Here is a 9,812-nt window from a genome sequence, read left to right on the forward strand (position 1 = left end):
GTGCTTATTCCTCGACCCGGACCAGGTAGTGGACCTTGTTGATCAGGCCACGGACCTGGGGGCTGTCCTTCAGTTCGCGGACGTCGTTGAGCTTGTTCAGGCCAAGCGCGCGCACCGACAGGCGATGCTTCGCCTGCGAGCCGCGCAGGCCCTTGACCAGGCGCACCTTGACGGTGCCGCCGGTGGATTCGTTCTTAGCCATTGAGGATCTCCTCGACCTTCTTGCCGCGCTTGGCCGCGATGCGGGTCGGCGACTGCATTTCCGACAGCCCCTTGACGGTGGCGCGGACGAGGTTGATCGGGTTGCGCGAACCGGTGGCCTTGGCCAGCACGTCCTTCACGCCAACCGCCTCGAGGACGGCGCGCATCGCGCCGCCAGCGATCACGCCGGTACCTTCCGAGGCGGGCATCATGAATACGCGTGCCGCGCCGTGGCCGGACTTGACCGTGTGGAACAGCGTGCCGCCGTTGAGATCGACGCTGATCATGTTCTTGCGCGCGGACTCCATCGACTTCTGGATCGCGACCGGCACTTCGCGCGCCTTGCCGTAGCCGAAGCCGACCTTGCCGTTGCTGTCGCCCACCACCGTCAGCGCGGTGAAGGTGAACTGGCGACCGCCCTTGACCGTCTTGCTGACGCGGTTGATCGCGACCAGCTTCTCGATCATGCCGTCGTCCATCTCTTCCCGGTCGCGATTGCGGTCGCGCCCGCGGGATTCACGTTGTGGTTCTGCCATTGCCATGTCTCGGGTTCGAAAGGGAATTTGCGGCGTGGCCGCTTATGGTTGTGATGTGGATCGGCGGACCGCTTCCGTCGGACATAAGCCGCGGAGCGTCCGGTGCAGCCCGCACCGGCAGGGTGAGTCAAGGCACGCTCAGCGCGGCAATGCCGCGCTGCCTTGGCGAACGCCCGGCCATGGATGGCCGAGCCGGACTGTCATGAAGCGACAGTGTTCCGCCATGGATGGCCTCCACGACCGGATTTTCAAGCAACAGGGGCAAGCCCCCGTCGATCCATCAGAACTGCAGGCCACCCTCGCGGGCGGCGTCGGCCAGCGCCTTGATGCGGCCGTGGTAGCGATAGCCCGAGCGGTCGAACGCGACCTTCTCGATGCCGGCCTCGCGCGCCTTCTCGGCGATCGCGCGGCCAACCTTGGCAGCGGCATCGGTGTTCTTGCCGCTCTTCAGGCCGTCGCGCAGAGCGGACTGGGTGGTGCTGGCCGCAGCCAGGACCTTCGAGCCGTCGGCGCTGAATACCTGGGCGTAGACGTGCTGACCGGTGCGCAGCACCGACAGGCGCGGCACGCCGAGTTCGCGAATGTGCGCGCGCGTGGACTTGGCGCGGCGCAGGCGGGCGATTTTCTTTTCCATGGGTATGCTCTGTGGCGGGAAGCGGATCGGCTGGCGGAAACTCCGGCGTGCTCGCCGGCGTCCCGCATTACGCCTTCTTGGCTTCCTTGCGGATGACGACTTCGTCGGAGTACTTCACGCCCTTGCCCTTGTAGGGCTCCGGCGGACGGAACCCGCGGATCTTGGCTGCGACTTCACCGACCAGCTGCTTGTCCATGCCGACAACCAGGACTTCGGTCTGGGTCGGCGTGGTGATGGTGATGCCATCCGGCGCGCTGAACACGACCGGGTGCGAGAAGCCGAGCGACAGGTTCAGGTTGTTGCCCTGGGCGGAGGCGCGGTAGCCGACGCCGACCAGCTCGAGCTTGCGCTCGAAGCCTTGCGACACACCGTGGACCATGTTGGCGACGATGGAGCGAAGGGTGCCGGCGAGGGCCACCTGGCCCGGATCCTCGGCCGAGAACAGCGCGTTGCCGTCCTCGATCGTGATCTGAATGTGGGCCGGCTTGGCGATCGACAGCGTGCCCTTGGGGCCCTTGACGCTGACCGATTCGGGCTGTGCATTCAGCTCGACACCCTGGGGCAGGGCGACCGGCTTCTTGGCGATGCGGGACATGCGCGTTACTCCCTTAGGCCACGAAGCACAGAACCTCGCCGCCGACGCCCTGCAGGCGCGCCTTCGAGTCGGTCATGATGCCCTTGGAGGTGGAGATGATGGCGATGCCGAGGCCACCCAGGACCTTGGGCAGCGCGTCCTTGCCGCGGTACTGACGCAGACCGGAGCGCGAGTAGCGCTTCATCTGGTCGATCACCGGACGGCCTTCGAAATACTTGAGGACGATCTCGAGTTCGGCCTTGGCGCCGTTCTCGGTCACGCGCAGGTCGCCGATGTAGCCTTCGTCCTTGAGGACGTTGGCGATGGCGACCTTGACCTTGGAGGACGGCATCTTCACCGTCGGCTTGCCAACCGCGGCCGCATTCCTGATGCGGACCAGCATGTCGGCGATGGGATCAGTCATGCTCATGGAAGTTCCTTATGAGTACACCGATATCCGCTTTCGCGAAAATCTGTTCTGGATTGTTCCCGGCACGGCCGGGGGCCCGTCGGGCCACCCGCTGACGCGGGCAAGCCGGCGATTATATACGACTTGCGACGCCCCGTGGGGCATCGCGGTCGCATCCACCGGAGCAGGCCTGGCCCCGGTGGCGCCCTGCCCCGCCAGCGGCGGAGCATGTGGTGTTGCTTACCAGCTCGCCTTGCGCAGGCCCGGCACGTCGCCGCGCATGGTCGCCTGGCGCAGCATGTTGCGGCCGAGGCCGAACTTCGCGTACACGCCACGGGGACGGCCGCTCAGCGCGCAGCGCGTGGTCTGGCGCGCAGGCGAGGAATCGCGCGGCAGCTTCTGCAGCTTCGTCGCCGCCTCGAACTTCTCCTCGTAACCCGCCGTCTGGCTGGAGATGATCTTCTTGAGCTCGGCGCGCTTGACGGCGTGCTTCTTCACAAGCTTGGCGCGCTTGGTCTCGCGGTTGACCATGGAGGTCTTCGCCATGTGTGTTTCCTCAGTTGCGGAACGGGAAGCGGAAGGCTTCGAGCAGCGCCTTGGCTTCCGCGTTCGTCTTGGCGGTGGTGGTGATGGCGATGTCCATGCCGCGCACTGCGTCGACCTGGTCGAAGTCGATCTCCGGGAAGATGATCTGCTCCTTCACGCCCATGTTGTAGTTGCCGCGCCCGTCGAACGACCGGGCGGACACGCCGCGGAAGTCGCGCACACGCGGCAGCGCGATGTTCACCAGGCGGTCCAGGAACTCGTACATGCGGGCACGGCGCAGGGTCACCTTGCAGCCGATCGGCCAGCCGTCACGGATCTTGAAGGAAGCCACCGAGACACGCGACTTGGTCACCAGCGCCTTCTGGCCGCTGATCTTGGCCATGTCGGCGGTCGCGTTCTCGAGGATCTTCTTGTTCGCGGCGGCTTCGCCCACGCCCATGTTGATCGTGATCTTGTTCACGCGCGGAACCTGCATGATGTTGTCGTAGCCGAACTGCTCCATGAGCTTCGGCACTACTTCATCCTTGTAGAACTTTTCCAGACGGGTCGTCATTATCTTCTTTCCTGGGGATCAGGCGGGTCTTTTCAGACCGCCTCGCCACTCGAGCGGAACACGCGCAGCCGCCGTCCATCCTCGAGCACCTTGGTACCGACGCGCTCGCCCTTGCCGGTGGCAGGGTTGAACAGCATCACGTTCGACGCGTCGATCGGCGCTTCGCGCTCGATCACGCCACCGGGCTGGCCGGCCTGCGGATTGGGCTTGGTGTGACGCTTGACGATGTTGATGTTCGACACGACGACCTTGTCGCCGAGCACGCGTACCACGTCGCCGGTCTTGCCCTTGTCGCGACCCGCAATGACGACCACCTGGTCGCCCTTCTTGATTCGATTAGCCATTGTCCTGTCCTCCGCTCACAGCACTTCGGGAGCGAGCGAGACGATCTTCATGAACTTCTCGGTACGCAGCTCGCGGGTCACAGGCCCGAAGATGCGCGTGCCGATCGGCTCCTGCTTGTTGTTGAGCAACACCGCCGCATTGCCGTCGAAGCGGATCAGCGAGCCATCTGCACGGCGCACGCCCTTGCGGGTGCGCACCACGACGGCATCGTAAACCTCGCCCTTCTTGACCTTGCCGCGCGGGATCGCGTCCTTGATCGATACCTTGATGATGTCGCCAATCGCGGCGTAACGGCGCTTGGAGCCGCCGAGCACCTTGATGCACATCACTTCCTTGGCACCGGAGTTGTCGGCCACGTCGAGGTGGCTCTGCATCTGGATCATGGAAAGTGTCCTTTCGTTACTCGGCCGCGCGGGTGACGATCTCGACCACGCGCCAGTTCTTGGTCTTCGAAATCGGGGCCACTTCCACCAGGCGGACGATGTCGCCTTCCTTCGCGGAGTTCTCGGCATCGTGGGCGTGCAGCTTGGTCGAACGGCGGATGTACTTGCCGTACAGCGGGTGCTTGACGTTGCGCTCGACGAGGACAGTGACCGTCTTGTCCATCTTGTTGCTGACCACCCGGCCCTGGACCGTATTTTGCTTCTTTTCGCTGTTGTTCATGGTCGTATGCCTTACTTCTTCGCCGACAGCAGCGTGTGGACACGCGCGATCTCGCGGCGCACGCGGCGCGACTCGTGGGTCTTGGTCAGCTGGCCGGTCGCCTTCTGCATGCGCAGGGCGAAACGCTCTTTCTGCAGCTCCAACAGGTGGCCCTGCAGTTCGTCCGCGGACTTGCCGCGCAGTTCCTTGGTCGTCGCCATCAGCGCACCGTCCGGGTAACGAAAGTGGTGGTCACCGAGAGCTTGGCGGCGGCAAGGCGGAACGCCTCGCGCGCAGTCGCCTCGTCCACGCCCTCGATCTCGTAGATCATGCGGCCGGGCTGGATCTGTGCGACCCAGAACTCGACCGCACCCTTGCCCGAGCCCATGCGGACTTCGATCGGCTTCTTGGTGATCGGCTTGTCGGGGAACACGCGGATCCACATCTTGCCGCCGCGCTTGACGTGGCGGCTGATCGAGCGGCGGCCGGCCTCGATCTGGCGTGCGGTCAGCTGGCCGGTGGCCGTGGACTTCAGGCCGTACTCGCCGAAGCTGACGGCATTGCCGCTCCAGGCCAGGCCGTCGTTGCGGCCCTTGTGCATCTTGCGGTATTTGGTTCGCTTGGGTTGCAACATGACTTAGTCCCTCGCCTCGCGGTCGCGACGCGGGCCACGCGGACGCTCGCGGTCACCGCGGTCGCCACGTTCGCCACGCGGCGAATCGTCCTGCTTCTCCTGGCCAACCTGGGCGAAGTCGAAGATCTCGCCCTTGTAGATCCAGGTCTTGATGCCGATGATCCCGTAGGTCGTCTTGGCCTCGGCAAAGCCGTAGTCGACGTCAGCGCGCAGGGTGTGCAGCGGCACGCGACCTTCGCGGTACCACTCCGAACGCGCGATCTCGGCGCCGTTCAGGCGGCCGGCGACGTTGACCTTGATGCCCAGCGAGCCAAGGCGCATCGCATTGCCGACCGCGCGCTTCATCGCGCGACGGAACATGATGCGACGCTCGAGCTGCTGCGCGATCGACTCGGCGACCAGCTGCGCGTCGAGCTCGGGCTTGCGCACCTCGGTCACGTTGATGTGGGCGGGAACGCCCATCATCGCGGTGACGTCCTTGCGCAGCTTCTCGATGTCCTCGCCACGCTTGCCGATCACCACGCCCGGGCGGGCGGTGTGGATCGTCACGCGCGCGGTCTTGGCCGGACGCTCGATCAGGATCTTGCTGATGCCGGCGGCGGCAAGGCGCTTACGAAGCATCTCGCGCACCTTGAGGTCGGCGGTCAGGTATCCGGCATATTCCTTCTTGCCGGCGTACCACTTCGAGTTCCAGTCCTTGGAGATACCAAGGCGGATGCCGGTGGGATGAACTTTATGACCCATATTACTTGCCCTCTCCCACGACGACGGTGATGTGGCTGGTGCGCTTGAGGATGCGCGTGCCGCGGCCCTTGGCGCGCGCCATGAAGCGCTTCAGCAGCGGACCTTCGTCGACGGTGATCGTGGCGATCTTCAGCTCGTCGATATCGGCGCCTGCGTTGTTCTCCGCGTTGGCGATCGCCGACTCGACCAGTTTCTTGATCAGCACAGCCGCCTTCTTGTCGGAGAACTTGAGCAGGCTGACCGCGCGCTCGGCCGGCAGGCCGCGGACCTGGTCTGCGACCAGGCGCGCCTTCTGCGGCGAGATGCGGGCCGTGCGCAGCACGGCGGTCCGCTTGTTGACCTCGGTACGCACGCGCTTGGCTTCTTCGTGCTTGGCTCGTTTTGCCTTGTCCATCGTGCGCTCCTTACCTGCCCGACTTCTTGTCGCCGCCGTGACCCTTGAAGGTCCGCGTCAACGCGAATTCGCCGAGCTTGTGGCCAACCATGTTTTCATTGACCAACACCGGGATGTGGTTCCTGCCGTTGTGGACGGCGATCGTGAAGCCCACCATTTCCGGCAGGATCATCGAACGGCGCGACCAGGTCTTGATCGGCTTCTTGGTGTTGCCCGCGACTTCCACCTTCCTGACGAGATGGTGGTCGACGAACGGGCCCTTCTTGAGTGAACGTGCCATGGCCGATTAACTCCTGCGATCGCGCACGATGAATTGCTGGGTGCGCTTGTTCTTGCGCGTCTTGTAGCCCTTGGTCGGCACGCCCCACGGGGTGACCGGGTGCGGATTGCCCTGGCCGGCCTTGGCCTCACCACCGCCGTGCGGATGGTCGACCGGGTTCATCGCCGCGCCGCGGACAGTCGGCTTGATGCCGCGCCAGCGGCTGGCACCGGCCTTGCCCAGCTTCTCGAGGTTGTGCTCGACGTTGCCGACTTCACCGATGGTGGCGCGGCATTCCGACGGCACGCGACGCATCTCGCCCGAACGCAGGCGGAGCGTGGCGTAGACACCTTCGCGGGCGACCAGCTGGACGCCGGCGCCGGCGGCACGAGCGATCTGCGCGCCCTTGCCCGGCTTCATCTCGATGCAATGCACCGTCGAACCGACCGGGATGTTGCGCAGCGGCAGCGTGTTGCCCGCCTTGATCGGCGCATCGTTGCCCGCGATCACCTGGTCGCCGGCCTTCAGGCCCTTGGGGGCGATGATGTAGCGGCGCTCACCGTCGACGTAGCACAGCAGCGCGATATGCGCGGTGCGGTTGGGGTCGTACTCGATCCGCTCCACGCGCGCCGGGATGCCTTCCTTGTCGCGCTTGAAGTCGATGATGCGGTAATGCTGCTTGTGGCCACCGCCCATGTGACGGGTGGTGATGCGGCCGTGGTGGTTACGGCCACCGGTCTTGCTCTGCGGTTCGACGAGCGCCGCGTGCGGAGCTCCCTTGTGCAGATCGGGCGTCACCACGCGGACCGCGCTGCGGCGACCGGGGGACGTGGGCTTGAACTTCATCAATGGCATGGGAGCTTCCTCAGGCCGTCGCGTTGATGACGTCGATCGACTGGCCTTCGGCCAGCGTCACGTACGCCTTGCGCCAGTTGCCACGGCTGCCCTGGCGCGAACGGAAGGCCTTGCTCTTGCCCTTCACGTTCAGCACGTTGACAGCCTGGACCTTGACGTCGAAAAGCTTCTCGACCGCGGCCTTGATGTCGGCCTTGGTCGCACCCTTCGCCACTTCGAACGCGTACTGGTTGGACACTTCCTGCAGGCGGGCGGTCTTTTCGGACACGCGCGGTGCACGGATCACTTCATAGAGCTTGGCGTTGTTCATGCCAGCCACTCCTCGATCTTCTTCAGCGCGTCGGTGGTGACCAGCACGCTGTCGGCGCCGACCAGCGCGACCGGATCCAGACCCTGCACGTCACGCACTTCGACGTACGGCAGGTTGCGCGCGGACAGGTACAGGTTTTCCGAGGCGTCCTCGGTGACGATCAGCGGGCGGCGACCCAGCTCGAAATCCTTGAGCTTTTCCACCAGGCCCGAGGTCTTCGGCGCGTCGATGTCGAACGCCTCGACGATCGTGATCCGACCCTGGCGATTGAGCTCGGACAGGATCACCGAGATCGCGGCCCGGTACATCTTGCGATTGACCTTCTGCGCGAAGTTGCGCGGCTTGGCCGCGAACGTCACGCCGCCGCCGACGAAGATCGGAGCCGTCAGCGCGCCATGACGCGCACCGCCGCCCTTCTGCTTCTTCGACTTCTTGGTCGTGCCGCGGACCTCGGATCGGGTCTTCTGTGCCTTGGTGCCAGCGCGACCGGCATTGCGATACGCCACGACCACCTGGTGGACCAGGTCTTCGCTGAATTCGCGACCGAATACCGCGTCGGATACCGACAGCGTGTTGTTGCTACCGTTGATGGCGAGTTCCATCGTCATCTCTCCTTATGCCTTGCTCGAGGGACGCACGATGACGTCACCACCCGGCGCACCGGGGACGGCGCCCTTGATTGCGATCAGGCCGCGCTCGGCGTCGACCTTGACCACCTGCAGGCGCTGCGTGGTCTGGGTCTCGGCGCCCATGTGGCCGGACATCTTCTTGCCCGGAAACACGCGACCCGGGGTCTGGCGCTGGCCGATCGAGCCTGGCGAGCGATGCGACAGCGAGTTGCCGTGCGTCGCGTCGCCCATGCTGAAGTTCCAGCGCTTGATCGTGCCCTGGAAGCCCTTGCCCTTGGTCACACCCTGGACGTCGACGATCTGGCCGACCTCGAAGATGTCGGCCTTGATTTCGCCGCCAACCTGGAAGTCGGCGATCTTGTCGTCGGCAACGCGCAGCTCCCACAGGCCGCGACCGGCTTCCACCTTGGCCTTGGCCAGGTGGCCAGACTCGGGCTTGGTCAGCAGCGAGGCGCGCTTGACGCCGGCGGTGACCTGCACGGCGCTGTAGCCGTCGGTCTCGACCGTCTTCACCTGGGTGATGCGGTTCGGGGTGGCTTCGATCAGGGTCACCGGCACGGAGTTGCCGTCTTCGGTGAACACTCGGCTCATGCCGGCCTTGCGGCCGACAATGCCCAACGAATGAATCTTCGCGGTCATGATTCGGGGCCTCAGGTCAGCTTGATCTGGACGTCGACGCCAGCCGCGAGCTCGAGCTTCATCAGCGCGTCCACGGTCTTGTCGTTGGGGTCGACGATATCGAGCACGCGCTTGTGCGTGCGGGTTTCGTACTGGTCACGCGCATCCTTGTCGACGTGCGGCGACGTCAGGATGGTGTAACGCTCGATCTTGGTGGGCAGCGGGATCGGGCCGCGCACTTGCGCGCCGGTCCGCCTGGCCGTTTCGACGATCTCGCTGGCCGAACGGTCGATCAGCCTGTGATCGAACGCCTTGAGCCGGATCCGGATTTTCTGGTCCGCCATGACGGAATTCCTTCATTTAAAGAGCGACAGGCCCGGCGGCTGGTGGCCGGACCCCGTATCGGGGCTTCGATTACTGCAAAAAACAGGGCAGACCGGCTTCCCGATCCGCCCAGACCTGGATCACAAACGTGACAAAACGCCCCGCCTATGTGTCCCGGAAACCTCCGGGACGGACGAAGCACATGCCGCGCGACAAGATCCGTGTCTGGCGAAGACGAGGCGCATCCTGCACCTCATTTCGCAGTTCCGTTGCCGCCCTGACAGGCTCGGCCCCGGTGAGTCGAACATTATGAAACCTTCACCCGCTGGATGCAAGGGGTTATTTGCATCTTTTTGCACGGATCCGGACCAGCCAAGGCGATTGTGCCGCCCTGCCCTGCTTCAGCCGTCTTTGAGGAGAGAGAAGCGGAAGTCCATTGCGCGGGGGTTGTCCCTTGCGCGGCGGGGGATGGGGATCCCTCGCAGCGCTCGGGATGATGTTCCGGCAGCCGTGCGCGCAAGGCGCGCACGGGCCGTCACATCACTTGACGATCTTTGCCACCACGCCGGCGCCGACGGTGCGGCCGCCTTCGCGGATCGCGAAAC

At 64.8% G+C, this 9,812-nt stretch carries 20 protein-coding genes; all 20 read right to left on the minus strand.

Features of this window, described 5'->3' with window-relative positions:
* Window positions 1–4: 4 nt before the first annotated feature.
* The 20 genes from rpmD to rpsJ all read right to left on the minus strand — a co-directional run bounded on the left by rpmD (window position 5) and on the right by rpsJ (window position 9,227).
* Window positions 5–202: a 50S ribosomal protein L30 gene (gene rpmD, locus ACW5DW_RS14555; RefSeq protein WP_457019855.1), complete on the minus strand. Its 198-nt coding sequence runs from the start codon at window positions 200–202 to the stop codon at window positions 5–7.
* Window positions 195–737: a 30S ribosomal protein S5 gene (gene rpsE / locus ACW5DW_RS14560; RefSeq protein WP_457019856.1), complete on the minus strand. Its 543-nt coding sequence runs from the start codon at window positions 735–737 to the stop codon at window positions 195–197. The genes rpmD and rpsE overlap by 8 nt, the downstream gene beginning before the upstream one ends.
* Before the next feature lie 280 nt (window positions 738–1,017).
* Complete coding sequence (gene rplR / locus ACW5DW_RS14565; protein ID WP_457019858.1) at window positions 1,018–1,371, minus strand: 50S ribosomal protein L18; 354 nt, start codon at window positions 1,369–1,371, stop codon at window positions 1,018–1,020.
* A gap of 67 nt (window positions 1,372–1,438) precedes the next feature.
* On the minus strand, window positions 1,439–1,966 hold the full coding sequence (gene rplF, locus ACW5DW_RS14570; protein WP_457019860.1) for a 50S ribosomal protein L6: 528 nt from the start codon (window positions 1,964–1,966) through the stop codon (window positions 1,439–1,441).
* A gap of 13 nt (window positions 1,967–1,979) precedes the next feature.
* Window positions 1,980–2,375, minus strand: coding sequence for a 30S ribosomal protein S8 (gene rpsH, locus ACW5DW_RS14575; protein WP_457019861.1), 396 nt, complete (start codon window positions 2,373–2,375; stop codon window positions 1,980–1,982).
* A gap of 219 nt (window positions 2,376–2,594) precedes the next feature.
* The gene (rpsN, locus tag ACW5DW_RS14580) at window positions 2,595–2,900 is read right to left on the minus strand and encodes a 30S ribosomal protein S14 (protein ID WP_457019863.1); all 306 of its coding nucleotides are present in this window, start codon (window positions 2,898–2,900) and stop codon (window positions 2,595–2,597) included.
* Window positions 2,901–2,910: 10 nt separating this feature from the next.
* Window positions 2,911–3,453 carry a 50S ribosomal protein L5 gene (gene rplE, locus ACW5DW_RS14585; protein WP_457019864.1) on the minus strand — a complete coding sequence of 181 codons (543 nt, stop codon included), beginning with the start codon at window positions 3,451–3,453 and terminating at the stop codon, window positions 2,911–2,913.
* A gap of 32 nt (window positions 3,454–3,485) precedes the next feature.
* Window positions 3,486–3,797 (minus strand): 50S ribosomal protein L24, encoded by a 312-nt coding sequence (rplX, locus tag ACW5DW_RS14590; RefSeq protein ID WP_457019865.1) that lies wholly within the window; start codon window positions 3,795–3,797, stop codon window positions 3,486–3,488.
* Between the two features lie 15 nt (window positions 3,798–3,812).
* Window positions 3,813–4,181 (minus strand): 50S ribosomal protein L14, encoded by a 369-nt coding sequence (gene rplN, locus ACW5DW_RS14595; RefSeq protein ID WP_457019867.1) that lies wholly within the window; start codon window positions 4,179–4,181, stop codon window positions 3,813–3,815.
* Between the two features lie 16 nt (window positions 4,182–4,197).
* Window positions 4,198–4,461, minus strand: coding sequence for a 30S ribosomal protein S17 (rpsQ, locus tag ACW5DW_RS14600; RefSeq protein WP_457019869.1), 264 nt, complete (start codon window positions 4,459–4,461; stop codon window positions 4,198–4,200).
* Window positions 4,462–4,472: 11 nt separating this feature from the next.
* Complete coding sequence (gene rpmC / locus ACW5DW_RS14605; RefSeq protein WP_457019870.1) at window positions 4,473–4,661, minus strand: 50S ribosomal protein L29; 189 nt, start codon at window positions 4,659–4,661, stop codon at window positions 4,473–4,475.
* On the minus strand, window positions 4,661–5,074 hold the full coding sequence (gene rplP, locus ACW5DW_RS14610) for a 50S ribosomal protein L16 (protein WP_457019872.1): 414 nt from the start codon (window positions 5,072–5,074) through the stop codon (window positions 4,661–4,663). The genes rpmC and rplP overlap by 1 nt, the downstream gene beginning before the upstream one ends.
* A gap of 3 nt (window positions 5,075–5,077) precedes the next feature.
* Window positions 5,078–5,818 (minus strand): 30S ribosomal protein S3, encoded by a 741-nt coding sequence (rpsC, locus tag ACW5DW_RS14615; RefSeq protein ID WP_457019874.1) that lies wholly within the window; start codon window positions 5,816–5,818, stop codon window positions 5,078–5,080.
* A 1-nt stretch (window position 5,819) separates the two neighbouring features.
* Window positions 5,820–6,212, minus strand: coding sequence for a 50S ribosomal protein L22 (gene rplV, locus ACW5DW_RS14620; protein WP_457019876.1), 393 nt, complete (start codon window positions 6,210–6,212; stop codon window positions 5,820–5,822).
* 10 nt (window positions 6,213–6,222) lie between these two features.
* Window positions 6,223–6,492, minus strand: coding sequence for a 30S ribosomal protein S19 (gene rpsS / locus ACW5DW_RS14625; protein ID WP_457019878.1), 270 nt, complete (start codon window positions 6,490–6,492; stop codon window positions 6,223–6,225).
* 6 nt (window positions 6,493–6,498) lie between these two features.
* Window positions 6,499–7,326: a 50S ribosomal protein L2 gene (gene rplB, locus ACW5DW_RS14630; protein WP_457019880.1), complete on the minus strand. Its 828-nt coding sequence runs from the start codon at window positions 7,324–7,326 to the stop codon at window positions 6,499–6,501.
* 10 nt (window positions 7,327–7,336) lie between these two features.
* Window positions 7,337–7,636, minus strand: coding sequence for a 50S ribosomal protein L23 (gene rplW, locus ACW5DW_RS14635; RefSeq protein ID WP_457019882.1), 300 nt, complete (start codon window positions 7,634–7,636; stop codon window positions 7,337–7,339).
* Entirely contained in the window at window positions 7,633–8,238 is a 606-nt protein-coding gene (gene rplD, locus ACW5DW_RS14640) for a 50S ribosomal protein L4 (protein ID WP_457019883.1), read from the minus strand. The genes rplW and rplD overlap by 4 nt, the downstream gene beginning before the upstream one ends.
* Before the next feature lie 12 nt (window positions 8,239–8,250).
* Window positions 8,251–8,904 (minus strand): 50S ribosomal protein L3, encoded by a 654-nt coding sequence (gene rplC / locus ACW5DW_RS14645; protein WP_457019884.1) that lies wholly within the window; start codon window positions 8,902–8,904, stop codon window positions 8,251–8,253.
* 11 nt (window positions 8,905–8,915) lie between these two features.
* Complete coding sequence (gene rpsJ, locus ACW5DW_RS14650; RefSeq protein ID WP_422893905.1) at window positions 8,916–9,227, minus strand: 30S ribosomal protein S10; 312 nt, start codon at window positions 9,225–9,227, stop codon at window positions 8,916–8,918.
* Between the last annotated feature and the right edge of the window lie 585 nt (window positions 9,228–9,812).

The organism is Luteimonas sp. A482, assembly GCF_054072655.1.